The 24,448-nt window shown below is 42.7% G+C and carries 24 protein-coding genes and 2 pseudogenes; 9 read left to right on the plus strand and 17 right to left on the minus strand.

From position 1 onward, the window contains the following. Positions 1 to 97: 97 nt before the first annotated feature. From NX903_RS20950 to NX903_RS05055, 3 genes and pseudogenes are all read right to left on the minus strand, one after another. Positions 98 to 613 (minus strand): methyl-accepting chemotaxis protein, encoded by a 516-nt coding sequence (locus NX903_RS20950; protein WP_326255844.1) that lies wholly within the window; start codon positions 611 to 613, stop codon positions 98 to 100. Positions 614 to 853: 240 nt separating this feature from the next. Further along, positions 854 to 1,480 (minus strand): annotated as a pseudogene (locus NX903_RS20955) (protoglobin domain-containing protein); the annotation flags it as partial. A 54-nt stretch (positions 1,481 to 1,534) separates the two neighbouring features. Next, positions 1,535 to 3,064 (minus strand): FAD-dependent oxidoreductase, encoded by a 1,530-nt coding sequence (locus tag NX903_RS05055; protein WP_014476355.1) that lies wholly within the window; start codon positions 3,062 to 3,064, stop codon positions 1,535 to 1,537. A 111-nt stretch (positions 3,065 to 3,175) separates the two neighbouring features. On the opposite strand from NX903_RS05055, the gene NX903_RS05060 reads away from it, so the two are divergent. Beyond that, a complete protein-coding gene (locus tag NX903_RS05060) occupies positions 3,176 to 4,033 on the plus strand; it encodes an SDR family oxidoreductase (protein ID WP_003245662.1) in 858 nt (285 codons plus the stop codon). A 27-nt stretch (positions 4,034 to 4,060) separates the two neighbouring features. Here the strand turns inward: NX903_RS05060 and NX903_RS05065 are convergent, their stop codons facing one another. Further along, positions 4,061 to 4,294 carry an IDEAL domain-containing protein gene (locus NX903_RS05065; RefSeq protein WP_003233142.1) on the minus strand — a complete coding sequence of 78 codons (234 nt, stop codon included), beginning with the start codon at positions 4,292 to 4,294 and terminating at the stop codon, positions 4,061 to 4,063. 292 nt (positions 4,295 to 4,586) lie between these two features. Between NX903_RS05065 and comK the strand changes: the two genes are divergently transcribed. Continuing rightward, entirely contained in the window at positions 4,587 to 5,165 is a 579-nt protein-coding gene (gene comK, locus NX903_RS05070; RefSeq protein ID WP_003245329.1) for a competence transcription factor ComK, read from the plus strand. A 44-nt stretch (positions 5,166 to 5,209) separates the two neighbouring features. Here comK and NX903_RS05075 read toward each other — a convergent pair whose 3' ends face one another. Further along, the gene (locus NX903_RS05075) at positions 5,210 to 6,109 is read right to left on the minus strand and encodes an SDR family oxidoreductase (RefSeq protein ID WP_086343663.1); all 900 of its coding nucleotides are present in this window, start codon (positions 6,107 to 6,109) and stop codon (positions 5,210 to 5,212) included. A gap of 216 nt (positions 6,110 to 6,325) precedes the next feature. Between NX903_RS05075 and NX903_RS05080 the strand changes: the two genes are divergently transcribed. After that, the gene (locus NX903_RS05080; protein WP_021479615.1) at positions 6,326 to 6,595 is read left to right on the plus strand and encodes an excalibur calcium-binding domain-containing protein; all 270 of its coding nucleotides are present in this window, start codon (positions 6,326 to 6,328) and stop codon (positions 6,593 to 6,595) included. A gap of 43 nt (positions 6,596 to 6,638) precedes the next feature. Here the strand turns inward: NX903_RS05080 and NX903_RS05085 are convergent, their stop codons facing one another. The 3 genes from NX903_RS05085 to NX903_RS05095 all read right to left on the minus strand — a co-directional run bounded on the left by NX903_RS05085 (position 6,639) and on the right by NX903_RS05095 (position 8,875). Next, positions 6,639 to 8,108, minus strand: a complete 1,470-nt coding sequence (locus NX903_RS05085) for a sodium:solute symporter family protein (protein WP_086343664.1) — start codon at positions 8,106 to 8,108, stop codon at positions 6,639 to 6,641. Then, positions 8,105 to 8,305 carry a DUF3311 domain-containing protein gene (locus tag NX903_RS05090; protein WP_003224377.1) on the minus strand — a complete coding sequence of 67 codons (201 nt, stop codon included), beginning with the start codon at positions 8,303 to 8,305 and terminating at the stop codon, positions 8,105 to 8,107. The genes NX903_RS05085 and NX903_RS05090 overlap by 4 nt, the downstream gene beginning before the upstream one ends. 198 nt (positions 8,306 to 8,503) lie before the next feature. Beyond that, the gene (locus tag NX903_RS05095; RefSeq protein WP_014476361.1) at positions 8,504 to 8,875 is read right to left on the minus strand and encodes a hypothetical protein; all 372 of its coding nucleotides are present in this window, start codon (positions 8,873 to 8,875) and stop codon (positions 8,504 to 8,506) included. Between the two features lie 151 nt (positions 8,876 to 9,026). On the opposite strand from NX903_RS05095, the gene NX903_RS05100 reads away from it, so the two are divergent. From NX903_RS05100 to NX903_RS05115, 4 genes are all read left to right on the plus strand, one after another. Further along, positions 9,027 to 9,650: a TVP38/TMEM64 family protein gene (locus NX903_RS05100; RefSeq protein WP_014479375.1), complete on the plus strand. Its 624-nt coding sequence runs from the start codon at positions 9,027 to 9,029 to the stop codon at positions 9,648 to 9,650. A 1-nt stretch (position 9,651) separates the two neighbouring features. Beyond that, a complete protein-coding gene (gene lepB / locus NX903_RS05105; protein ID WP_003233128.1) occupies positions 9,652 to 10,158 on the plus strand; it encodes a signal peptidase I in 507 nt (168 codons plus the stop codon). Positions 10,159 to 10,337: 179 nt separating this feature from the next. Further along, entirely contained in the window at positions 10,338 to 11,837 is a 1,500-nt protein-coding gene (locus NX903_RS05110) for a monooxygenase (RefSeq protein ID WP_086343665.1), read from the plus strand. A 76-nt stretch (positions 11,838 to 11,913) separates the two neighbouring features. Continuing rightward, positions 11,914 to 12,441: a MarR family transcriptional regulator gene (locus NX903_RS05115; protein WP_041335554.1), complete on the plus strand. Its 528-nt coding sequence runs from the start codon at positions 11,914 to 11,916 to the stop codon at positions 12,439 to 12,441. A 27-nt stretch (positions 12,442 to 12,468) separates the two neighbouring features. On the opposite strand, the gene NX903_RS05120 is transcribed toward NX903_RS05115, so the two are convergent. The 5 genes from NX903_RS05120 to ntdA form a co-directional block, all read right to left on the minus strand. Continuing rightward, entirely contained in the window at positions 12,469 to 12,666 is a 198-nt protein-coding gene (locus NX903_RS05120) for a hypothetical protein (protein ID WP_014479377.1), read from the minus strand. 664 nt (positions 12,667 to 13,330) lie between these two features. Then, the gene (glcP, locus tag NX903_RS05125; protein WP_086343666.1) at positions 13,331 to 14,551 is read right to left on the minus strand and encodes a glucose/mannose transporter GlcP; all 1,221 of its coding nucleotides are present in this window, start codon (positions 14,549 to 14,551) and stop codon (positions 13,331 to 13,333) included. 71 nt (positions 14,552 to 14,622) lie between these two features. After that, entirely contained in the window at positions 14,623 to 15,675 is a 1,053-nt protein-coding gene (gene ntdC / locus NX903_RS05130; RefSeq protein ID WP_086343667.1) for a glucose-6-phosphate 3-dehydrogenase NdtC, read from the minus strand. Between the two features lie 13 nt (positions 15,676 to 15,688). Beyond that, positions 15,689 to 16,537 carry a kanosamine-6-phosphate phosphatase gene (gene ntdB / locus NX903_RS05135; protein WP_086343668.1) on the minus strand — a complete coding sequence of 283 codons (849 nt, stop codon included), beginning with the start codon at positions 16,535 to 16,537 and terminating at the stop codon, positions 15,689 to 15,691. Beyond that, the gene (gene ntdA, locus NX903_RS05140; RefSeq protein WP_063335002.1) at positions 16,509 to 17,834 is read right to left on the minus strand and encodes a 3-dehydro-glucose-6-phosphate--glutamate transaminase; all 1,326 of its coding nucleotides are present in this window, start codon (positions 17,832 to 17,834) and stop codon (positions 16,509 to 16,511) included. The genes ntdB and ntdA overlap by 29 nt, the downstream gene beginning before the upstream one ends. A gap of 103 nt (positions 17,835 to 17,937) precedes the next feature. Here ntdA and ntdR point away from each other — a divergent pair, with 103 nt between their 5' ends. Then, positions 17,938 to 18,927 (plus strand): NTD biosynthesis operon transcriptional regulator NtdR, encoded by a 990-nt coding sequence (gene ntdR, locus NX903_RS05145; protein WP_086343669.1) that lies wholly within the window; start codon positions 17,938 to 17,940, stop codon positions 18,925 to 18,927. Positions 18,928 to 19,140: 213 nt separating this feature from the next. Here the strand turns inward: ntdR and NX903_RS05150 are convergent, their stop codons facing one another. Then, positions 19,141 to 20,295: an AbrB family transcriptional regulator gene (locus tag NX903_RS05150; protein WP_015383286.1), complete on the minus strand. Its 1,155-nt coding sequence runs from the start codon at positions 20,293 to 20,295 to the stop codon at positions 19,141 to 19,143. A gap of 106 nt (positions 20,296 to 20,401) precedes the next feature. Then, positions 20,402 to 21,607, minus strand: a complete 1,206-nt coding sequence (locus NX903_RS05155; RefSeq protein WP_123373348.1) for an MDR family MFS transporter — start codon at positions 21,605 to 21,607, stop codon at positions 20,402 to 20,404. Between the two features lie 113 nt (positions 21,608 to 21,720). Between NX903_RS05155 and NX903_RS05160 the strand changes: the two are divergent. Beyond that, positions 21,721 to 23,448 (plus strand): annotated as a pseudogene (locus NX903_RS05160) (ABC transporter substrate-binding protein). A 29-nt stretch (positions 23,449 to 23,477) separates the two neighbouring features. Here the strand turns inward: NX903_RS05160 and NX903_RS05165 are convergent. Then, entirely contained in the window at positions 23,478 to 23,804 is a 327-nt protein-coding gene (locus NX903_RS05165) for a four-helix bundle copper-binding protein (protein ID WP_086343670.1), read from the minus strand. A 117-nt stretch (positions 23,805 to 23,921) separates the two neighbouring features. Then, complete coding sequence (locus NX903_RS05170; protein ID WP_003245806.1) at positions 23,922 to 24,359, minus strand: ferritin family protein; 438 nt, start codon at positions 24,357 to 24,359, stop codon at positions 23,922 to 23,924. Positions 24,360 to 24,448 lie beyond the last annotated feature (89 nt).

A 24,448-nucleotide genomic window follows, 5' to 3' on the forward strand; every position in this document is an offset into this window, starting at 1 on the left:
AATAAATGCAGGTAATTATCATGTCAACCAATTTTTAATTTTGGTTTACATAATGAACACAGAAAAACCGGCCGTATGGCAGACCGGTTTTTGATGGTTATTCTTCTGTCAGGATGACAAGCGAATCAACGGAAGCGGCCACATGGGAAACGGCGCGGCTGACTTCCTGAAGCCCTCCAAGAAAGGCTTGCAGATCGACGTCGATTTTTCCTGATTGCTCTTTGCTGATTTTCATGCTGTGGACGATTTCATCGAATAAGCGGTTAATTTGCGTCATTTTTTCTTTACTTTCGCTGACTAGCTCATTTACGTCTTTGATATGCTTCGATACAATGTTGATTTGTGTATTCGTATTGTTCACAAGCTCAGAAACAGTAGAGACGGTTTTTTTCGTGTCCTCAGAAAGCTTCCGCACTTCATTTGCCACGACAGCAAAGCCTTTGCCGTGTTCTCCGGCGCGGGCGGATTCAATAGATGCATTGAGCGAGAGAAGGTTTGTTTGTTCAGCTATGCCTGTGACGATGCCGAAGATTTTTTCAATTTGCTGCGCGATTTCATCCAGCTTGACCATTTCTTTTTCGATTTGGACAAGGCTTGTGTCAATTTTGTTCATCTGTTTTTGCTGGACTTCTAGCTCTTTTTTTCCGCCGATCGACTTTTCTTCAACAGTGCTGGATGTTACAGTACCGGCTTTGGATGCTTGAGAAATGCCTTCAGATTTGTCCACAAGCTCTTGAACTGACCTGCTTGTTTCTGAAAACAGATTGGCAATCGATCCAGAGGTTTCTTGAATTTTCTGATGAAGAAGGTTTTTCTTTTCTTCTTGTTCATCACGGGTCTGGTTGTACTCGCTTTGAAACGCTTCAAGGACAAGCTGCTGTTCTAAGTTCAAGATTTTTGTTGTTGCTTTAATGGCTTTTAGCAGTTCTTGCTGATTTGTAATAGACGCTTCATAAATGTCAATCATTGACAAAAGAAGCTCTTGAAACGCACCCATATACCATTTTGGCAAAAGGCCGATTTTTAAATGGATGGAGGCGATTCGGTTACGCTTTTCAATGAATTCATCATCGATAACGCCTGCAAACATTTCCTGAATATGCCGTTTTAACGTTTGTTTTAAGCGGTCAACTGAGCTGTGATCATTAATGATATCCATCAATGAGCTTTCATGGTCAAGGTTTTTATAAAACGCATCGACGATGTATACGATATTTTCTTGAATGAGTGGCTGAAGCTGCTCTAACACGTAAAGCTCAGCATCTCCCAACCTGACCATTTTGAGCTGTTTTTTGACATCTGCATGTTTGTTTGTGAGCTGAATGCGGTTTTTTTGCTGTCCGTTTGAATCTGAAAAGTAAGCTGTTTCTTGTTTTCTGTCTTTTTTAAATAACAATACAATGATCCCCCTTGGGAAAAATATAATTTTTACTTTTTGGCTTTTTAAGCCTTTTTCTTTTTTATCGGCCAAGGGAAACATGAATGAAGCTGCAGATGAAAAATATTTGAAAAACCGTTCATTAAAATGAACGGTTTAATCGAGATCTATTTGTTTTAATGGTTTAATGGCCGGACCCTCTACAACTTCGCCAGATGGCTTAAAGCGTGATCCGTGGCACGGACAATCCCACGTATGCTCACTGTCGTTCCACTCGACCTCGCAGCCTAAATGGGTACAAGTCGTATCAACGAGATGGAGGCAGCCTGTCTCATCCCGAAATGCTCCCGCTCGCCTGCCGTTTATGGTGACGGCTTTCCCTTCTCCTGGCGAAATGTCTTCAAATTGGACATCAGGCTTTTCAAGCTTTCCTTTAATCAAATGCTTGGCGACATCGGCATTGTAGGAAATCACTTTCTGCAACCCGGGATTCAGATGGAAACGGGACGGAGTGAAAATGCTTTCGTATGGATTGTCTTTTTTCTCCACAAGGTCTGACAATAGAGTGGCTGCGACTGCTGAGGACGTCATGCCCCATTTTTTGAACCCGGTCGCTACTAGAATATTGTCCTCATTTTCCGACATCGGCCCGATAAACGGGATTTTGTCGATCGTCACTAGATCTTGGGTGGACCAATAATATGGAATGCTTTCGATGCCGATGGTGCTTTCGGCCAGTTGTCTTAGTGTTTCATAATGTGTAGACATGTCTTTTCCCTGGCCTGTTTTATGGCTTACTCCGCTGAAGAGAATCAGCTTTTCACCGTTTACAACCGTATAGCGGAGCGCCACTGACGGCTGATCGATACTCAAATACATGCCCTCGGGATACTCGATCTTCGGCTTGATGGCAAGGACATAAGATCTGTCGGAGTACATTCTCGCAGCATATAATCCGCCTCCGTCATAAAAAGGGAAGTGGGAACAGCATATGATAAAGCGGCTCTTAATGGCGTGCCGGCTTTTTGTTACCACTTCGGGCCTTTCGCCTTTTTTGATATCAAGCGCAACGGTCTCTTCATAAATTCGGCCGCCTTTTTGAACAATTTGCTCCAGAAGCGCTTTTAAGTATTGAAGCGGGTGAAATTGAGCTTGATTCTTCATGACAAGCGCCAGCTTAGAACCTAAGGGAATTGGAAGGTCCTTGATAAGGTCTCTTTCAATTCCGAGCTTTGTGTATGCCTCATGCTCGGTGCGGATTTTTTGAACAGCGTTTTCATTTGCCGTATAAAGATATGCGTCTTGCTCGATCCATTCGCAATCAATTTGATGTTCATCCACAATGCCTTTTATGTAATCAATTGCGTTTTGGTTTGCTTCATAATAAAGCCTCGCATGGTTTAATCCGAAATGGCGGATAAATTCGTCGTATATCATGTCGTGCTGTGCGGTAACTTTAGCAGTTGTATGCGCAGTGGTTCCGTTAAGAACCTGATTTGCTTCAATCAAAACGACACGGAAGCCTCTCTTCGTAAGTTCATATGCCGTTGTGATTCCCGTAATCCCGCCTCCGATAATGGTGATGTCACATTCAGTGTCCTCTTGAAGCGCAGGAAAAGAAGGCAGGTCAGTTGATGTTTTCCAGTATGTTTCAGGTGCTTCCTTTGCAAAATGTTGATTAGCCAAGCCGTTATACCTCCAATCAGATTTATTCTTAATTTTTCCATATTCTATCTTTTCATACATAGGAAGCAGGCATTGTTCATAACATAATAAGGTTGAAAAGGAGTGATTTCATTGGCGAATCAAAAAAAGAAAACATTACCGCCTCAGCACCAGAACCAGCAGCCTGGTTTTGAATATCTGATGGACCCGCGTCCGGTTTTTGATAAGCCGAAGAAAGCGAAAAAATTAGAGGGCAAAACCGCTATTATTACTGGAGGAGACAGCGGAATTGGACGCGCTGTATCAGTGTTATTCGCAAAAGAAGGGGCTAATGTGGTCATTGTGTATTTGAATGAACATCAGGACGCCGAGGAAACAAAGCAGTATGTAGAAAAGGAAGGGGTAAAATGCCTGCTGATTGCAGGAGATGTCGGGGATGAAGCGTTTTGCAATGATGTGGTCGGGCAGGCAAGCCAAGTGTTTCCATCTATTGATATATTGGTTAACAATGCAGCTGAGCAGCATGTCCAGCCCAGCATTGAAAAAATCACCAGCCACCAGCTGATCAGAACCTTCCAAACAAACATTTTTTCCATGTTTTACTTAACAAAGGCAGTGCTGCCTCATTTAAAAAAAGGGAGCTCTATTATTAATACCGCTTCTATTACCGCCTATAAAGGCAATAAAACGCTGATCGATTATTCAGCGACAAAAGGCGCGATCGTTACGTTTACAAGGTCCCTTTCCCAATCGCTTGTTCAGCAGGGCATACGGGTCAATGCAGTGGCACCGGGTCCCATTTGGACACCGCTTATCCCGGCCAGCTTTGCCGCAAAAGACGTGGAAGTGTTTGGTTCAGACGTGCCGATGGAACGCCCGGGACAGCCGGTCGAAGTGGCGCCAAGCTATCTATACCTTGCCAGCGACGATTCCACATACGTCACAGGACAGACGATTCACGTCAATGGCGGAACAATTGTGAACGGATAATAAAAAGCCAATCCTTGAAGGATTGGCTTATTCGCTCTGCTTGAGCGCTGCATATTCTTTAGAGAGCGTAAGAAACGCATCTTTATCTTTTTCGTCCAAGGCTTTGTTAATTTGGTCCGTCAGCATGGCAAGCCGACGGTTATACAAGGATTCATCGAGCACCATTTGAATGTAAATATCCGTCATTGTGACATCGAATTCTTTTGTTTTTTGCGTGTTGCGGGACTTCATGAGCTCAGTGTACGATTTTTTCTCTTTCATAAAGAATCCCCCCAATGCCTTTTTTATAGTATATGGATAACGGTCGAAAAAATCAATAAATTTTTATAATTTTTAGACAACTAATACTTGGCAATCTATCGACATATCCTGCAAAATGCCGTAAACCGGAAAGTCTTATGAAAGTAAAATCGGTTTATTACTAGTAATTTAGTACCATTAAATATCATTAAAAGATGATTTTATCTTAAATGTTAAAAAAACCTGTCGTTTTATAAAAACAGATGATAGATTATTAGTATAAATTTTGCAGAAAAAGGATGGAGGCCATAATATGAGTCAGAAAACAGACGCACCTTTAGAATCGTATGAAGTGAACGGCGCAACAATTGCAGTGCTGCCAGAAGAAATAGACGGCAAAATCTGTTCCAAAATTATTGAAAAAGATTGCGTGTTTTATGTCAACATGAAGCCGCTGCAAATTGTCGACAGAAGCTGCCGATTTTTTGGATCAAGCTATGCGGGAAGAAAAGCAGGAACTTATGAAGTGACAAAAATTTCACACAAGCCGCCAATCATGGTGGACCCTTCGAACCAAATCTTTTTATTCCCTACACTTTCTTCGACAAGACCCCAATGCGGCTGGATTTCCCATGTGCATGTAAAAGAATTCAAAGCGACTGAATTCGACGATACGGAAGTGACGTTTTCCAATGGGAAAACGATGGAGCTGCCGATCTCTTATAATTCGTTCGAGAACCAGGTATATCGAACAGCGTGGCTTAGAACCAAATTCCAAGACAGAATCGACCACCGCGTGCCGAAAAGGCAGGAATTTATGCTGTACCCGAAGGAAGAGCGGACGAAGATGATTTATGATTTTATTTTGCGTGAGCTCGGGGAGCGGTATTAGAAAATAGAAAGGAGCTGACCCACAGGGCAGCTCCTTTCATAAACCTATGCCGTCGGAATTCCTCCGGTGATTCCATATACCTGAGATGTCACATAGCTTGAATTCTCTGAAGCCAGAAATACATAAACATCGGCCAATTCCACTGGCTGTCCAGCGCGATTTAATGGAGCTGGCGGCGTGGCTTGTCCGAATTTCGGGATGTTTTCCGTCGGCTGTCCGCCGGAAATTTGCAGCGGTGTCCAAATTGGTCCGGGCGCAACTGAATTTACTCTGATGCCTTTGGAAGCAAGCTGTTTTCCCAGTCCGACGGTAAAGCCGATAATGGCGTTTTTCGTTGCTGCGTAATCTAACAGCATCGGGCTTGGATTATAGCCTTCAACTGAGGTAGTTGTGATAATTGAAGCTCCCTCCGGCAAATACGGAAGCGCCGCTTTTACAACCCAGTAAAGGGAAAAGACGTTCACTTCAAATGTTTTATAGATTTGTTCAGTAGGCAGATCTTCGATGTTTTCGACCGCTTGCTGTTTGCCTGCAACGAGCGCTAGCACATCAAGTCCGCCTAGTTCGTGATGCGACTGTTTGACTAGATCTTGGCAAAAGGATTCGTCGCTCAAGTCTCCGGGGATCAGCACTGCTTTTCGGCCTTCTGCTTCAATCAGCTCTTTTACCTCTTCAGCATCTGGCTGTTCCTCGGGCAAGTAGTTAATGGCCACATCGGCACCTTCTCTGGCATAAGCAATCGCGGCAGCGCGGCCGATACCGGAATCGCCGCCCGTGACAAGCGCTTTTCGACCCGTTAGTTTACCTGATCCTTTGTAGCTTTTTTCTCCGCAATCAGGGACAGGCTTCATGTTCTTTTGCAGGCCTGGCGGTTCTTGATATTGTTCGGGAAATTCATCATGAAAAAATGCTTTTATAGGATTCGTAAGATTTGAATCAGACATCAGCAACGCTCCTTTTCTGTTTGGTGTACATTCGTATGTGTACCCCTGAGCATAAGGAGAAAAACATGTTTTGGCAGTTTGAACACTGAAGGACCAAAGAAAACAAGAAAAAACAAACCCTTCTTCCATATTTATCTTGTCAAATAAGACTATATGAATTATGATAAATTCGAGCTATAAATCAACTAAATATTGGGTATTGGGGAGTGAATCGTCATGAAAAAAGCGGCGGCGGTTTTGCTGTCACTCGGTCTCGTTTTCGGTTTTTCATACGGAGCTGACCATGTGGCGGAAGCCAAAACAAAGGTGAAGGTCTATAAGAACTGCAAGGAGCTAAACAAAGTATACAAAGGCGGAGTGGCCCGCACATCGAAGGTGAAAAACAAAGGCGGAAAAACGAAGTACAAGCCTTACGTCTCTAAGGCGCTTTATGATGCCAATAAAAATAAAGACCGCGATAAAGATCTTATCGCCTGTGAACGTTAAACAAGAAAAAGCAATCTGATGACCAGATTGCTTTTTCTATTGCTTAGGCCGCTTGATCGGCCGCAGCGCTTTTCGCCTTCCTTGTCATAAGGCTGACTGCCATCATGACCGTGATATTCAAAAGCAGGGCAACGATGCCTACATTCAAGTCTTTTGCGGCTTGCGGCAGAGCCGGAAATAAAGTGCCGATCGTCGTTTCCGTCATTGTAATATAAGTAACTGCTCCGACACCTGCAATAATGCCGGCGAAGGCTCCTTGCTTTGTCACCATATTATGCTTGAACAGGCTGAACAAAAGGGCGGGGAATAGCTGTGTGACAAGGCTGTAGCCCATCAAAAGCAACGTAACGATGGTATTCCCGCCTTTGAAGGTAAAATACACCGAAATCAACGCAATCACCGGCACTAAAAACTTAGCAAGAGCCGATACCTGTTGTTCTGTCGTGCGGGGCGCAATTACCTTGTACACATTTTTTGCAAACAGCGTGGAGGCGGACATTAAGATCATAGACCCTGGCACAAGTGCTGTCAGCAGTCCGGCAGCACCGATAATTCCGACAAACCAAGGGTCAAATGCTTGCAGAGACAGTTTCAAAAGCGACAAATCCCCGTCTGCGCCTTTCAGATCTGGAACTTGCAGGATAGCCGCGAAGCCGACGAAAAGGACGAAGAGCAGGACCAGCTGGTACAAAGGCATGATGATGGCGTTTTTACGAAACACTTTTGGGTTTTCGGCTGAATACGAAGCGGAAAACGTGTGAGGCCACATGTAAAAACCAAGCGCTGTCAAGAGTACGGTTGAACTGAACCAGGCCACACTTTGTCCCGATTCGGGGAGCGTAAGAAAGCCAGGCTTTGCCGTTTCAATCTGCTGAAACATGTCTTGAAATCCGCCGTAGTAATGAATTGGCAAATACACACCTAAAAACAGAACGACAACCAGAATCATGATGTCCTTCACAACCGATATCCAGGCAGACCCGTGAATGCCTGAAACCATAACATAAACCGTGATGGAAACAGCGCCGATCCAGATGGCAGCGGTCGGGGTGATTTTGCCGTACGAGGTTTCCGATACAATCAGCCCGAGGCCTTTCAGCTGCAGTACAAGATAGGGAATGAGTGCGGCGATGCCGACCAGTGAAACGAGAATGCCAAGCAGCGGACTGTTGTATTTTTTTGTGAAAAAATCAGACTGCGACATCAGTTTATGCTGTTTCGCGTACGTCCAAACTGCTGGAAGAAGCCAGTAAGAAAGGATGTAGGCCAGACATCCGTAGGCGATGATATAAAAGGCTGGACCGCCTTTTCCGTAGGCCCAGCCGCTGCCGCCGAGAAACGTAAAAGTAGTATAAATTTCGCCTGCCATCAAAAGGAAGACGAAAACAGTTCCGAAGCCGCGCCCTCCGACCGTCCACTGCTCCAGGTTCATGTCTTTTCCTTTTTGGGCGCGTATACCGAGAAAAATACTCAAGAGCAGGACACCGAAGATGATGATGAGAGCTGCATTCATTCTGCTTCCTCCTTTTTATTTTCCTTGTCGAGGACATACACAATCGCCATCAGCGCAGAGGTCAAAAGAGCCCACATCACAATATAGGCAAGAATAAACGGCATGCCGAACACATAGGGGGTCACCTTATTTGCAAAAGGGATGCCGAGTAAGATTCCGATAAAGGGCAAAGCGGCAAGAACGTGAATCAGTTTCATAGAATCCTCCTTCTATTTAGGATTGGGGTGTACAAGCCTAAGCGTAATGAAAATGATGTCGCAGATATGGCAGCACATGTCACTTTTTAGGGTGAAAGGCTGTGGTTCGAATTATAAATAAATTTATTTTGTTTGTATAGTGTGAATTGTCTGAAATTAATGATCTGAATCGCCCGAAGAGGGAACGGGCAGTATGATTCAAAAGGCTCGGAGTCTGTCTGGGGCAAATAGATAGTATGTTAATAATTCGCTGACCTGCTCACGGATTCGCGGATTAAAATAGCGATGGTTTTCTTCATAACCGTCGATGACAAATGTATAGAGTGTAAAGGCCTCATCGCGTTCCGTCTCGCGGATTGCAATTTTTCTTTTCCTCAGTTCTTTTCTGACCTCCATCAAATCCTTTTGTGCTATTTTTAATGATTCGCTGATAAGCTGTTTATAAGGATGCTTCAATTTTAATGTGCTTTCTTCAATTCCGGCGAGATCACGGTTAAAAATCGTAATGGCCATGGGCAAAAAGAGAGCCCGTTCAATTAAATCGTATATTTCCTCCTGCAGATTTGGCATGTTGACTCCTTCTTTCTAAGGGAACGTTTGTTCTATTTGTATTCTATATCGGCTGGTGAAATGTTTCAAGACAGAAAAAATCACCAAAACTTTTTAGTTTTCTGCTGATAATGTGTAGAATAAGGATAGACAAACCCGGTAAGGAGTATAAATGTTGGAGCATTTTTTATCCTATTTGACACAAGAACATTTAACTGAATTATTTCAAAGCTATAGGGCTTTCGGTCCGCTCATTGCTGTGCTGCTGCCTTTAATTGAAGCATTTCTCCCGTTTTTGCCGCTGATCGTGTTTGTGGTGGCGAATACGAACTCGTTTGGCTTGTGGGAAGGATTCATCCTGTCCTGGGCGGGATCAACTGCTGGTTCCATTCTCGTCTTTTTGATTGTCCGTCAATACGGACAGAGAAAATTGCTTGGATTTATCCGCAGTCATCCGTCTGTCAGAAAGCTGATGTTATGGGTGGAAAGGCACGGCTTCGGTCCCATGTTTCTTCTGCTTTGTTTTCCATTTACACCGTCAGCCGCAGTGAATGTTGTTGCTGGTTTGTCAAGGATCGGAACGCGGCCGTTTATTTTGGCGGCAGCCTCGGGGAAGCTTGTCATGATTTTTATGATCAGCTTCATCGGATATGATCTGCACGCGCTGATTACACAGCCGATTCGAACGGTCATCGCCGTATTGGTGATCACTGTCTTATGGTATGTCGGCAAAAAGGTGGAGCGGTATCTGTATGTAAGAGCCAGTCAGCGTGAGCATGATGGAGGGAGACAGTAACATGAAAAAACGGTTTTGGTTTCTTGCCGGTGTAGTGTCCGTTGTTCTCGCCATTCAGGTTAAAAATGCTGTCTTTATTGATTACAAGGTAGAAGGCGTCAGTATGAACCCGACCTTCCAGGAAGGAAACGAATTGTTGGTCAATAAATTTTCGCATCGATTTAAAACCATCCATCGTTTTGACATCGTCCTTTTTAAAGGCCCTGATCATAAAGTGCTGATTAAACGGGTAATCGGCTTGCCCGGTGAAACGATCAAATATAAAGATGATCAGCTGTATGTGAACGGAAAGCAGGTTGCTGAGCCATTTTTGAAGCATTTGAAATCTGTTTCTGCCGGCAGCCATGTAACGGGTGATTTTTCTTTGAAAGATGTGACGGGAACAAGCAAGGTGCCGAAAGGAAAATATTTTGTCGTTGGAGATAATCGCATATACAGCTTCGACAGCCGGCATTTTGGTCCGATAAGAGAAAAAAATATTGTCGGTGTGATTTCTGATGCCGAATAAAAAGACGCTAATTGAAGAGGCGTCTTTTTGTATGCCGTTTGGAAAAATGTGTTGAAGAAAAATTTGTAAGGAGCTATAATCAATATTGTTACGCGCGTAACAAAAAAACGGTTGTTTTATGATTATGGGTTGTTTTTATTAGATTTTGTTCGTTTTGTATGAAACAAAAGGAGTGGTGAATGATGATGAAATATGAAGCAGTGATTATAGGAGGAGGGCCGGTCGGATTTATGCTGGCTTCTGAGCTTGCGATGGCCGGAGTAGGAACATGTGTGATTGAACGGCTTGAAAAACCTGTTCCGCATTCCAAGGCGTTGACGCTGCATCCCCGAACGCTGGAGCTTCTTGAGATGAGAGGGATTTTAGAGCGGTTCGTATCCAAGGGAAGCAAGATACCTTCCGGACATTTTTCAATGCTGGATACCCGTCTGGATTTTTCAGGCTTGGATACGAGCTGTCCTTACACGCTTTTGCTCCCGCAGTCAAAAACAGAAAAGCTGCTTGAAGATCATGCACGAAGCCTGGGAACAGAGGTGTTTCGGGGTGCAGAGGCGCTGGCGGTTACGCAAAACGGGGAAGAGGTCCAAACAATTTTTAAGGATCGGGACGGCAGTGTACGGACAATCACAAGCAAGTTTGCCATTGGTGCAGATGGCGCCGGAAGTACCGTCCGGAAACAGGCGAAAATTGAGTTTCCGGGAACAGACAGCACTGTCACCGCTGCGCTTGGGGATGTGGCGCTCCTTTCTCCGCCGCCGTCAGGCGTGCTGTCCCTTTGCACAAAAGAGGGCGGTGTTATGATTGTTCCGTTATCTCCAGACCGATACCGTGTCGTTGTGATCAGTCCTTATCGCACGCAAACGCCGAAAGATGTGCCTGTGACTGAGGAAGAGCTGAAAGCTGACCTCCTGCGAATTTGCGGAACTGACTTCGGTTTAACCGACCCTTCGTGGATGTCGCGGTTCGGGAACGCCGCGCGCCAAGCGAAACGGTATCGGGACGGCAGAATCTTTCTTGCGGGTGATGCCGCGCATATTCATTTTCCAGCGGGCGGGCAAGGACTGAATGTCGGCCTTCAGGATGCAATGAACCTCGGGTGGAAACTGGCGGCGGCCATCAAAGGCTCTGCGCCTTCGTGGCTTTTGGACAGCTACCATGACGAGCGGCATCCGGCAGCGGAAGGGCTCCTCAGAAACACGGAGGCGCAGACAAAGCTGATCGATTTCACTCAAGCAGGTCTCCATTTGCGAAGCATGATGTCGGAGCTGCTGGCCTTCCCTGATGTGAATCGATATGTAGCAGGGCAAATTTCTGCACTCGATGTCAGATATGAAGCTGATCGTACCATGCCGCCGAATCGTTTGAACGGGGCAAGGCTCCCTGACATGGAGCTGATTCTTTCCGACGGCAGTTCGGAATGGCTGTACAGTTTTCTCCAAAACGGGACATTCGTTTTGCTGTCATTGAGGCAGGAAGCTGATGATCATATCGAAGTGAATGGCTTACGTTCGGTAACCGTCTCGCTTGCAGAACCGAATGAAAAGTTGCGGGATGTGCATACCATATTGATTCGTCCCGATGGACATGTAGCCTGGGCGGTGGATGCATCAGCGCCCGATTGTGCCGAGGTGATTCAAAAAGGGATCAGACGCTGGTTTTCCGTCACCAGCCGAGTATAATTCAATTCGATTGTTTCATCTGTAACAAAACGGTATGATAGAAGAAACAATCGAATGAAAAAGGATGGAAGACTCGATGAACACAGATCATACGAAACGCAATCTTTTTGAATTGTATGCGGAGCTCATACATCAGCAGGAGAAATGGGAGGGGCTTATTAAAGTCTTTTTATCTGACGAATTGAGGAAGCTGGATGTAGAGCACGGGAGTAAATCTCAATTGACGATGACAGAAATTCATGTTCTATCCTGTGTCGGGGACAATGAACCAATTAATGTCACGTCGATAGCAGAAAAAATGAATACGACAAAAGCGACTGTATCACGCATCAGCACAAAATTGCTCGGCGCAGGCTTCCTTCACAGAACACAGCTCAGCGATAATAAAAAGGAGGTCTACTTCCGATTGACGCCTGCTGGAAAAAAGCTGCACAGTTTGCACAAATATTATCATCAGAAGGCTGAACAGCGTTTTCTGTCATTTTTTGACCGCTATACCGAGGAAGAGATTCTTTTTGCGGAACGGCTGTTTCGGGATCTGGTGACAAAATGGTATCCGTCGTCAGAAGAAATTGAAGGGGGGCTTCCTAGCATTTTTAAATAAAAAAACACGCACTGCGGTGCGTGTTTTTCACGTTTCTTCTTTCTTTTTCAAGATTGTAACGTAAATCAGATTTCCTCCGACTAAAATCATAAGCGGCAGTCCAGGGGAGCCGGATGTCACCAAATTATAAATCAGCCAGATTCCTAAACATATTCCATAATATAAGTGCATTGCCTTCTCGGGATTGTCGCGCAGCAAACTTCCTTTAATAATCTTTTTCATCATATCGCCCCTATAAATTTTAGGATTTCCCTTTAGTTTACATGCATCTTCGGTTCATCTCAAAATTTGCTCTTTGGCTTTTGATGCTCTCAAAATATTTCGAGGGAATTTTAGAATTATTTTTTTACAGATATGTTTTCTGATAGCTCTGCCCACTTCTATCATCTACTATCTCCCTTGCTAAAACACTGTTTTCTCCATATAAACAAGGAAAGACCTTCTGTAGCAAGCCACCTATTTAGTCCTTTTATTTCCTCTTGGGAGGAATGTCTCACTTTCTATTTCGGCTAATACTCCCATAGAATCAACAAATGTAATACTTGTTTCATTTTCACGCATAAGAATTTTCGTACCCCCACTTAATAGACCCTGTCATTTCTCAGCTAAGTCTGTTGTTAACTTGCCAATATCTTCTGCAGAGATGCCGTACCATCCAACAATTCGTTATGAATCAACCTATTCTGAAATTGGTCAGAGATCTCTAGAATACCCAAGTAACTTGTGATTTTACTTTCTAATAATTGGAACCACTGATCTTTTTCACTCAATGTATCTTCTATATATATAAATTTGTACATGTATTTACCTCAATTCATTCATTTGTTTTATTTTTATTTGAAAAGTAAAAAGAGGACATTAAGTCCTCTTCTTACTTACGATATGTCTATTAGTATCTTTCATTTACACGTGTTTTTGATGCTTTGTTTTCAAATGAAATAGGGTCTTCTGTTTTAGTTCTCCTAATCTTTACAGAAATACCTACTAGAATGACCGCCATAGTTGTAAATATTCCCATGGTTAATAAGATCGTATCCTGATTTAAACTCCATCCAATTAAGAAAGAGATGATCGCTCCTCCGAAACTTGCCGAAGCAATAAATAAACTTGTAACTTCGTCAACGTACTTCTGAATAATGATTGATGCTAGTGTTAAAGCAATGGGAAATATGCCCGCTATACTTAGGCCAATCAAAAATGTACCACTCAATTGAAGTAATGGGTTACTTATATAAGAGAAAGCAATCAACAAAACAATTAAACAACTACAGCTAAAAAGGAGGTATTTAGAAAAATCAAGCCTTCTACTTACGAAACCAATCAATATTCTTCCTATGATGATCCCTACCCAGAAAAAGGAGACACTTATAAGACTAATTTGTTCATTGTCTTGGTTTATCATGATTGAAGGTAAAAAGTTGGCAAAATTTGTTTCAATTCCAGCATATAGGAAAGCGAAAAATACAAAAAAGCCTAATTGCTTTGATTTTTTTCTATCTCCTATAAAGTATTGAAATGCTCCTCCATCTGGAAAGGTCACTTGTTGGTTAGCATTCTTAGCGTACTCTCGGTTCTTAGACAAGAAAATTAACCACCCTACGAATAGGACGAATAAAAAGGTGAATATACAGTAATACGGTAAAAACCAGTTATTGATATCTATGAAGGAATTAATTAATAATGGGAAAGATAAAGCGCCTAATCCAAAGAGAACTTCCAGCTTACTCATTTTTTCTGCATTACTTTCGAAATTAGCAATAACAAATGAACCAACTGTCGTTTCTAATGTGCCTGCCCCATATCCTAAGAGAAAAGCCATTACAACAATATAATACCAATCCTTAGTTAGAAAAAAGATACTTAACGCTACAAGCATTATTGTCAAAGCTAAAGTAAGTGTCCTAAAATGACTGTATTTCTTAATCATTAACGGTGCGATTAATACTCCGCTTAGAAATCCGGTAAACTGAAAGAAGATTATGACCGAAATATCATCTGTTGTCTTGTTAAAAGCCTCTAATAGAAATGGTGTCAAACTCCCTGTTGATATATGGATAATACCTACTGTAAAAAAGAAAGCATATCCGAATAAATATGTCCCTCTTAACATTCATTACACCCCTATATGAAAAAGCAGGAAAGTAAATTCCTGCTTTTTTAGTAACTTCTCTCTTTGAAATACTAGTTGACTGCTGAAACAGACATTGGTTGAGAGTTGCTGTCTTTCTCAAAGAACATTTCTAACACTTCCTGAGATCTAAAACCATCACTAAAAGAAGGGATCTCAACCCAATCATTCTGAGTTGATGCAATCCAATTGATTAACTCGCTTCTAAAAGAATCAGCCCATCCATAAAACTCGTTTGGCGGATCGTTTAATAGGCTTTGCGGTACTGGGCAGTCTACCACGTTCAAGCCATCTATGAGCTTGTAAACGTGAGGATTACCTGTGTGGTATTTAAACTCTTTTTTGTGTCCAACTACCTCAATGCTAAAACCACAGTCTTCAGGTGCAGAACATTTTGATGTGATGATATTTACAAATACCTTGTTCTTCAGCTGGCCATAAATTTCTGCATAGTCATCTACTAGTACCTGTTTATCCTCTTTTGTTTTTACATTTGTGTTCATCTTTGCCCTTACTGATTCTGTGATGAAATCACTCTCAAACAAATACCATACCATGTCGATAAGGTGAATACCCAGATCCCCCAATGAACCACTCGTCTTCCTACTGTTAGCGTCATCTCTCCAAGTAAATTTCTTGCGTCTAAGTGCACTATTTTTCTTGAAGTGTACTTTTATGGACAGGATGTTACCTAGTTCATTATTGATAATTAAGCTTTTTAAGATATTTACGTAAGATAAATATCTATAATTAAATCCCATACTGGCTCTTACGCTCAACCTTTCAGCAGTATCTTTCATTATGCTTGCTTCTTCAAGAGAAATAGCCATAGGCTTTTCACACAAAACATGCTTATGTTTTCCTAATGCTTGCAAAGCATGTTCTTTATGGCAAAAGTTTGGTGATGCTACAATTAAACCTTCTGAGGCATCAATTAGTTCATCTACGTTTTCAAATGACTTCCCGCCGAAAGTTTTCACAAAGCTTTCCGCATTTTGTTGATTTATGTCATATACCCCTACTAACTCTGCATTTTTTATTGTAGATAAAGCAGTTGCATGCGCTCTTGCAATACCACCTGCACCTATGATGCCGATCTTCTTCATTTTTATTTCCTCCTCATGATCCAATTAATTTTTTTAAGGTATTAGTAATTCCTTTTGAGTACTCACTATCAGTTATAAGGTGGTGCAAGTTTTTGGCTTCCTGTGTTGCATTTTTGAGCAGATATCCATTCCCTACTGTCTGTAGCATACGAACATCATTTCCACTATCCCCAAATGCGATAGCTCTTTCGGTATTTAGGTTGTATTTCTCTAACATAAACGTTACAATTTCATTCTTTCCTGTCCCTGTGGGGATAAAATCTACATCATAGCTGTCTTCTGGATCGCCTGCTAAGGGATTACACCGATTTATATTTACTGAAACGCCGTATTCCTCGCAGATTTTTTCAATTGCTAATAGGTTTTTCTTGTCGTTTATTTCATCTTGTTCCTGATAGTAGAAGTTATGCTTATACCGTGACTTTCCTAATTGAGTTTGAGGATTCAAAAGAATGTTATGATTTTCATGTAGCTGTTTCACAAGTTTTTCAACCTTTTCTTTACTAAACCCATCATTTATGCGACTGTTCCACTTATTATCTTGCTGACCGAAGTTATGCTCTGAAAAGTACGTAATTTCAGTTCCAAGATCACTAGCTATAAAATGCGGAAAATATCTAAATTTTCCTCGTCCCATTTTATCGATAATAGATTCTATACTGCTCCCAGTAACCCATCCGATTATTAGTTCCCCATCTTTACTTTTTTGTTCTAGATAGTCTTCGAGTTCATAAATGTCTTGTTGTTTTTGTTCGTCGATTGTATGCGGAAAATACGTTTCATCAAAATCACAAAAAACAATATACTGAGGATGTTCAACCGTGGATAACGTTTTATACTCCGATTTCTTGCTTAATAACATGAAACAGTCCCTCCATTACTCTGTCTTGTTCTTCTAAAGTAAATGACGGATATAAAGGCAAATGCAGTACCTGACTATGAGCCTTTTCCGTATGAACCAATTGGAGTCCTGCATACTTGTCCTGTACTAAAGGAGTTTTTTGCATATGAGACAGTATTGGATAATATACATCTGTTTGAACACCAAAATCTTCATTTAATTTAGTCATGATATCTGCTCTATCTTCTGTTCTCACCTTAATAGGAAACAGATGCCATACATGATCTTCACTTAATTCTGGTAATTCAATAAAGCCTTTATTCTGCAACTCTGCTAATTGGGTAATGTATCTATCCGCCAAGAACAGTCTTTTGAAGTTGTTTAATGAAAGGTACTTCATTCTCTCTAAACCAATTGCTGCCTGTAAATTGTCCATTTTTGAATTAAATCCAAAATTGATGACTTTCTTATTTTTCACATTTACTTCAAAACCATGATAACTAAATTGAATGCATTTTTTAGCGAGTTCTTCATTATCAGTTGCTATTGCCCCAGCCTTGCCACATACACCAAAATTCTTATAGGGATTAAAACTTAATGTAGTGATGTCTGCATACTTTCCTAAGTCTGTCAGTCCAATTCCTTGGCAGGCATCTTCAATTACTTTCAATTTATAACGATTTGCGATTTGTCGGATATGCTGCATGTCTGAATGTTTTCCGTATAAATGCACAGGTAGAATAAACTTTGTATAAGGAGTTATTGCTTCTTCAATTTTGTCAGGATCGATGCAGAATGTTTGTGGGTTAATATCTACATAGATAGGAACGCCTCCCAAAGCTAACACAGCATTTTCAGTAGCTGAAAAGCTATTAGCCGGCATGATAACTTCATCCCCTGGGTTTAACCCTAAAGCCAATAAACCTATCATAATAGCATCGGTTCCACTGCTGGTTGCAATTACATACCTTTTATGTAAATATGTAGATAAAACTTTTTCGAATTGCTCTAAATAGGGACCACTCGTAAATTTTCCAGTTGGCAAAACTTCAGTTAATGTATTTAAGATATCTTCCACTTCATCATTGGTTATTAATCTGTCTACAGGCAAAAAAGGGACTTTACTGATTTCACGATTTTTTTGATAGTTGAAAAGATCATGTTCAATATCTATCTTTTCCTTTAATACTTGTTTCCACTGCTCGTTTACAATACTGTCTTCAATAACAAGTTCTTTTCCTTGTACGTCACCTTTTAAGTGTTTTAATAGTGACATGTTTTCTTTGCTTTTACCTGAAATCTTAACCTGTTTTTGCATGAACAGTACCTCCAATGATTTTATAATCTAAAAATTTATTACAAATTTATCCTAATTTCTGAAATCGGTAACATGTCAACAACTTTTTTAAGGAAGGGAAAATATGCCTACAATTGATGAAATAGCAAAATTATGCAATGTGTCTAAAACCACAGTGTCAAGAGTATTGAATAATCATCCTTATGTGTCGAAAGAAAAAAGAGATATGATCTTAAAGGCTATTAACGAACTTGACTACACTCCCAATTATTTAGCTCGGAATTTTAGGAGAAATAAGACACAAACGATAGCTTTATCGGTTCCGAGTATCGACCATCCATTTTTTGCTCAATTAATAAAAGGGGTCTCTCATGAAGCACTGTTTAAGAATTACAAGGTAATTGTATTTCAGACCTTTTATGACAAACAGACAGAGCTAGAATTATTAGAGTTATTGAAACATAAAGAAGTGGATGGTATTATTCTTGGAACTTTAGAAAATGAATGGGATCAGATATCCCCTTTCTTAAAGTATGGTCCTATCTTATTATGTAATGAATATCATCACTCAGCGGACATCACGATAATTGGGTATGATGAATTTGAAGCTACATACATGGGGGTAGTACATTTAATTGAAAGAGGGCATAAAAAAATTGGGTTTTGTTTTGATACTCCATATAGCGAAGCTCAATGTCAGAGGAAAGAGGGTTACTTGAAAGCTTTACAAGATTACAATTTACATCATAGAAGCGAATGGATATTCGGCGAAATGTTTAATATTGAGGATGGCTTTCGTGTTTTTCATAAGATAAAGGATCTAAAGGACAGACCCTCAGCAATATTTACAGGAAATGATCAAGTCGCCGCAGGGATTATTAAACAGGCGATGAAAAATGGCTTTAAAGTTCCAGAAGACTTAGCTGTAATTGGTTTTGACAACCAATTGATCTGCCAAGTTGTTACTCCGACCATAACAACAATTGATATTCCCGTAATAGAATTAGGCCAACAGGCTGTGTTGAAAATCATCGAGTCCATTTCGGGTAATGCCTCTTTAAACAGAAGAATTATTAAACTGCCAACAAAGCTTATTATAAGAGAATCAACGTAACGATAGATTTCCCTTTATCATTTTATATCTTTATATAAGAAAAAGAGGTTATTCATTTTAACCTCTTTTTCAATAGTAAGTCGTCAATTATTTCTTTCATTTCACCCTCTGGCAGCACTCACTTCAAATCTGATCCATTAACAACGAAATATCCACTTATATTTCCCCATCTCGATGGTTTGCGAATTAAAAGTTCTTGAACCCTTTTTTCAACTAGGCATTACTGCCGCTGATCGAGCTCTTTTTGTCTTTTTTTTCACCATGAAGATGGTGAAGCAGGCGATAAAACGGCGGCAGCAGGGCAATAACCAGAATGACGCGAATGACCTGAACCGCAACGACAAAGGTGGAATCAGCATGTAAGGTAACTGACGTCGTCGCCATCTCTGCAATCCCGCCGGGCGCAAATGCCAGAACAGAAGTGATGAGCGAAATTCCTGTCAGCTCGGAAACGATCACGGCGCTCAAAAACATTGCTGCGATCAAACCGACGGACGAGACAAACCCGACGATGATAATACGGGTGACGCCGGCAAACATGCTTTTGTACATCTTAGAGCCGATCGTTGCCCCGAGAAATACTTGTGATACATGGTTAGCTTGTGACGGCCACCATGCCGTCATGTCGTGCCCTGTCACCGCAGCTCCGCCAACATGTACAATTGCTACACCGAGCATGCTGCCGAGCAGCCATGGAGCTGGAAATTTTAAAAATTTCGCAGCTTTGCAAGCTCCCCAGGCAGCGAGAATAAGAATGACGGTCCACAAAACGGGAGCGAGCCTAAAATCTGTCGTTGCAGAAGAAATCGTCTCTGCTGCGGCACTTGCGGTACGATCTTGTTTTGTATAGATCAGAATGACTAAAAACGGAATGGAAAGCACCACGAGCAGCACACGCATCATTTGAACGAGGCTGACTATAGCGGTATTGGCGCCTACTTCCTGTGCGATGCTCGGCATGGCGGAAAGTCCGCCGGGAGCGGTGCCGACAAAGCTAGTCATCATATCCGTTTTGCTGAAACGCCAAAGCACATATCCTGACAGCATAGCCAGCAGGATAGACAATATCAGCATAACGCCGACTGAAAACCAATGGTCTTTGAGAACAGAGAGAACGGATAAATTCAGCTTTTGGCCCAATTCGATGCCGAGGATCATCTGCCCGAGGGCGAGCCATCGTCGGTTAATTCCTTTTTGGTCTGGTGCCATCATCAGCCATGCCGGCCGTATCATGGCGAGGCAGCAGGCGACAATCAGTGTTCCGATCATCCATCCAATTGATATTCCGGTTAATGAAAGAATAAACCCCCCGGCTGCACTGATTGCGATAAACCATAGATCTTTGAGGAGATTTTCGTCTTTCTTCAATGTAAAACCCTTCTTCCTTTTTCACGTAACACTCCAATTGTTCACGTAGTGAATGTATTTATTACTATAGTATATTTTTGTTGATAAAGAAATTATGAATTATTTTCTATAAGCGATTCACTTTTCTTATGACCTTGTGTTCGAGCTTTTCTATTGTGTAAGTCAGAGATAAACCCGCTGTCAGCAGACACACGGCAAGAGCGTAAAAAATCACTTCTCCGCCAAATGATGTCAGGATCAGCCCGCCTGCCAGCGGTCCGATTGAGCGGGATATATCCCAATGCAGACCATAGACAGCATAAAACCGGCCCAGCAAATGAGGCGGCGCCAATTTCGATATGAAGGTCTGGATGTGGGTTAGCCCGATGCTTTCGCCAACCGTCATCACCGCTGCCGTCACTAAAAGCATTGTCAGGGAGGTTGAGCATGCAAAACCGGCAGCCGCAAGGGAGTAGCAAATATAAGTAATGAAGAGGATCGTTTTCATTGAAAGCTTTTCGGTCCCTTTGACAAGAGGTACTTGGAGAACACAGCTGAATAAAGCTTTTGCTGCTGAATAGATGGTCAGCATGGACAGATAATCAGAAAACATGTTTTTGCTGAACAGCCTGTATGTTGTTTCTGTTTGTGCATATAACATGCTGATGGGGAGAGAAAGCAGCAAAAGAAGCAGGACAGGCCTGTATATCGTAAAGCTCGCGGACATTTTCGGGGTAACAGCTGGGTGTAGCGGCTTTGTCTCAGGCAGTTTCAGTGCAGCGATCAGAAAGTAGATAAACAATGCTGCGGCATCTAATGCGAATATCCACACGGGGTTATGATTGTACAGCAGCATCCCCACTAGCGGCCCTGCCGTCAGTCCCGCCGAATAGATCGCATTGATGACCGCAAACACTTCCGAACGTCTGCTTTCCGGCGTGCTTTCGGCGATTTGGGCGCGGGAAGCGGGAATGTACAACGATCTTCCGATGCCATTCATGACATAGAGAATAGCGAAAACATACGCATGCTCAGCAAATACAAACCCTGTCATTGCCGCTGATTGAAGAAGCAATGCGGTCAAAATCGCTGTGCGCCGCCCAATCCGGTCCGCCGCCTTTCCTGCAGCGAGCGTCAGGAAAATATCAGCAAATGGCTGAAGGCTGATGATCAGCATTGGCATCATGATACTGCCGTTTAATTGTTCATGCAGATACAGCACCATAAAAGGTCCCATCATTGCACCTGTCAGGCTTGTCAGCAATTCGCCGAAAAAGCGGAGCCGAACGGGAGCGGTATATCTCGATTTTATAGAGTGAAAACTGGTCAACATGTGATCGCCGCCTTTCGCTGTTTGATATAGTAGTAGTGTATAGAAGGGGCGGCGGCCCAAAAAGTGAAGAAAAGAAGAGATAAAAGTTCCCCTTTTGTCGGGAGGTGCGGGGATTGAAGCTGATAGAGCACTACGTGGCGCTTGTAAAAACAGGCTGCGCCGAGTATGGGCAAATGAACGAAATGACGCTCACTGAGATTGCTAACTGTTTATTTTGTACAGAAAGAAATGCAAAGCTCATTTTACATAAGCTGGAGAACAACAATTGGATTATCCGGGAAAGCGGGGCGGGGCGCGGCCGTAAATCTAAAATCGCGTTTCTTCGGAGGCCTGAGGAATTGCTTCTTCAAACTGCCAAGGAATATACCATGTCAGGAAAGCTTAAAAAGGCAAAGGAGCTGCTTCAGCAGTATCAGTCCGTGTTTCCAGGGCTTCAAAACGAATATAACATGTGGCTTTCAGAGGTGTTCGGATTTGTGACGGAGACGGGCGAGAATGGGACGAAGGATGTTCTGCGGCTGTTCATCTCGCCTGAATCTGTCAGCAGTTTGGATCCATGCCAAATATTTTTGCGGTCTGAGGGCCATTTCGTCAAACAGATATTTGATACACTCTTGACGTTTGATTCGGATATACAGGAGCTGAAGCCTCATTTGGTTCATGGATGGGAAGAGGTCGAAAAAAAACAATGGAGATTTTTTCTTCGAAAAGGTGTGTCATTTCATAATGGACAGCCGCTGACATCGCGGGACGTTGCGTTTACGTTTTAGCGCTTTTTGGAACTGGGTGACAACCCGTATAAATGGCTTCTGCACGGAGTGAAACAAGTCTTAGAAAAGGGCCCTTATTGTGTGGAGCTCATACTCGATAAGCCGAATGCGCTTTTGCCGTATGCTCTTTGTGATGAACGGCTGTCCATACTGCCGGCAGAACAGGGCGGCGGGAAAAATGGAACAGGGCCTTTTCAGGTGAATCAGCAACACAGCGGGATGCTTGTGCTTGAAGCCAATGAGCGCTACTTCAAGGGACGCCCCTATTTGGATCGCGTTGAGTTTGTGTTTTCTGAGCAAGCCGGAGAGATGAACGGTTTTACCATTCAAGAAAAACAAACATGTCCTGAGCAGCAAACTGTTTTTGATGAGCGGCATGTTCAGTATTTGTCGCTTAATCTGAAAAAGAAGGGGCCTCTTCAGCACCGAAGCTTTAGAAAAGCGCTCCGGCTGCTGATTTCCTCTGAACGGCTCGTTCGTGAAGCGGGAGGGCACCGAAGAATCCCGGTTACGTCCTTTTTGCATCCGAGTCCTTTTGAGTGGGAGGGCGTTTCGCCATCTGAATTGTTGAAGAAAAGCGGATACGAGGGCGAAACAATCGTGCTTTATACCTTTTCGGAAACGGATCATCGTGAGGACGCCGAATGGATTCAAAATATTTGCGCCCAGCACGGTATCAGGCTTACACTTCAATTCTGTGATTCTGCTGATCTGCGACGGCCGGAAATCGTGCAGATGGCGGATATCATTCATGACAGTGCGACGTTTTATCAAGACAGCGAGCTTGGTTTTCTGCATTTGCTGCTGTCGGAGAACAGTTTCTTGTATCAGCATCTATCTGAAAAGCTGACACAGATATGCTCAGGAATGACGGAGCAGATGTTTTCCATGCCTGACCGCTGTTCGAGAATCGACATCCTGCGTGACATTGACCGGCAGATGATACAGGAGCTGAATGCGATTCCGCTGTATCAAAATGTGCTCCAGGTGACATCAAGTAAAAATGTAAAAGGCCTGGTGCTTGATGAAGAGGGATGGATTGATTTGTACTCCGTATGGCTGTCCAAATAAAAAGAGGGTTCTTTTTTGAACCCTCATTTTTACGCTGCCATGCTGCGGCATTGTTCAGCACAGGCGAAGCAGGCTTTCGCACATGCTTGGCAATGATCATGATCGTGCTTTCCGCATTCAGTGCCGCATGCTTCACAAATATCGGCGCAAAGTGCACAAATTTCTTTCATAAACGGGCTGTCCGTTTGCATGGCTTTGACCGCCAGCGCGCAAATATCCGCGCATTCCCTGTCAAGCCGGATGCATCCGCTGAGATGATGCTGCATGCTTTCTTCCAAGCATTTAGTAAAACAATGATTGCAAGCCTTCATACAATCGATGCAAGCCTCAATACAAGCTTCAGAATATTGCTCCATGGTTGATTCCCCCTGTATGACAGTATATGGTTTTATGTTTCCCGGCTGCATTTGAAAAAAACAGGGGAGTGTGTTTTTAGCTGAGGTGATATGTACATATACCCTGAACGGGTATATCTAACGTTCCATCAGATAGTATAGGAACCAGACAGCGTGATTTTGTTCATCACGTGCTGCGCGTGTAAAGACGCCTTTCGCTTTTAAGTTTGACGTTTCCTCGGCCGCACGCAAGTAAAAGTCGACGGTTTCTTGTTCATCTTTAAAAGCGGCGTCCAGTCCTCTTGTGAAATTGTCCGGGCATTCTTCCGTTTGTTTCGGCATGATGTGTTTGCCGGTAATTGAACCATACAGTGTGGAAAATTCACGGAGGTGGCGAATCTCGTCACGCCTGATTTCTTCAATCTGTTTTCTGACCTCATCGCTGTGGGCGAGTTCGGCAAGCTTGCGGTAGCATTGAATTGCACTGAATTCTCCGTTGATGGCCTTCTGCAAATTCCGAATCAAAACAGGATCTTCCCTGTATGGCACCGGATAGGGATAATAGCTGTAATGCAAGGGGATTCAACTCCATTCTTAGGAATTGGGCTTCTGTAAAAGTATATGTTGGGCAGGGAGAGATGTGCGGAGATAATCAGCTTTTTATA

It is taken from the genome of Bacillus sp. FSL R5-0576 (assembly GCF_038004765.1).
GTDB classification, from domain to species: Bacteria; Bacillota; Bacilli; order Bacillales; family Bacillaceae; genus Bacillus; species Bacillus subtilis.

Coding starts and splice junctions, on each gene's coding strand:
- NX903_RS20950 (WP_326255844.1), bottom strand. CDS start 613: ATGAACAAAATTGACACAAGCCTTGTCCAAATCGAAAAAGAAATGGTC.
- NX903_RS05065 (WP_003233142.1), bottom strand. CDS start 4,294: ATGAAAGAGAAAAAATCGTACACTGAGCTCATGAAGTCCCGCAACACG.
- comK (WP_003245329.1), top strand. CDS start 4,587: ATGAGTCAGAAAACAGACGCACCTTTAGAATCGTATGAAGTGAACGGC.
- NX903_RS05075 (WP_086343663.1), bottom strand. CDS start 6,109: ATGTCTGATTCAAATCTTACGAATCCTATAAAAGCATTTTTTCATGAT.
- NX903_RS05080 (WP_021479615.1), top strand. CDS start 6,326: ATGAAAAAAGCGGCGGCGGTTTTGCTGTCACTCGGTCTCGTTTTCGGT.
- NX903_RS05085 (WP_086343664.1), bottom strand. CDS start 8,108: ATGAATGCAGCTCTCATCATCATCTTCGGTGTCCTGCTCTTGAGTATT.
- NX903_RS05090 (WP_003224377.1), bottom strand. CDS start 8,305: ATGAAACTGATTCACGTTCTTGCCGCTTTGCCCTTTATCGGAATCTTA.
- NX903_RS05095 (WP_014476361.1), bottom strand. CDS start 8,875: ATGCCAAATCTGCAGGAGGAAATATACGATTTAATTGAACGGGCTCTC.
- NX903_RS05100 (WP_014479375.1), top strand. CDS start 9,027: ATGTTGGAGCATTTTTTATCCTATTTGACACAAGAACATTTAACTGAA.
- lepB (WP_003233128.1), top strand. CDS start 9,652: ATGAAAAAACGGTTTTGGTTTCTTGCCGGTGTAGTGTCCGTTGTTCTC.
- NX903_RS05110 (WP_086343665.1), top strand. CDS start 10,338: ATGATGATGAAATATGAAGCAGTGATTATAGGAGGAGGGCCGGTCGGA.
- NX903_RS05115 (WP_041335554.1), top strand. CDS start 11,914: ATGAACACAGATCATACGAAACGCAATCTTTTTGAATTGTATGCGGAG.
- NX903_RS05120 (WP_014479377.1), bottom strand. CDS start 12,666: ATGATGAAAAAGATTATTAAAGGAAGTTTGCTGCGCGACAATCCCGAG.
- glcP (WP_086343666.1), bottom strand. CDS start 14,551: ATGTTAAGAGGGACATATTTATTCGGATATGCTTTCTTTTTTACAGTA.
- ntdC (WP_086343667.1), bottom strand. CDS start 15,675: ATGAAGAAGATCGGCATCATAGGTGCAGGTGGTATTGCAAGAGCGCAT.
- ntdB (WP_086343668.1), bottom strand. CDS start 16,537: ATGTTATTAAGCAAGAAATCGGAGTATAAAACGTTATCCACGGTTGAA.
- ntdA (WP_063335002.1), bottom strand. CDS start 17,834: ATGCAAAAACAGGTTAAGATTTCAGGTAAAAGCAAAGAAAACATGTCA.
- ntdR (WP_086343669.1), top strand. CDS start 17,938: ATGCCTACAATTGATGAAATAGCAAAATTATGCAATGTGTCTAAAACC.
- NX903_RS05155 (WP_123373348.1), bottom strand. CDS start 21,607: ATGTTGACCAGTTTTCACTCTATAAAATCGAGATATACCGCTCCCGTT.
- NX903_RS05165 (WP_086343670.1), bottom strand. CDS start 23,804: ATGGAGCAATATTCTGAAGCTTGTATTGAGGCTTGCATCGATTGTATG.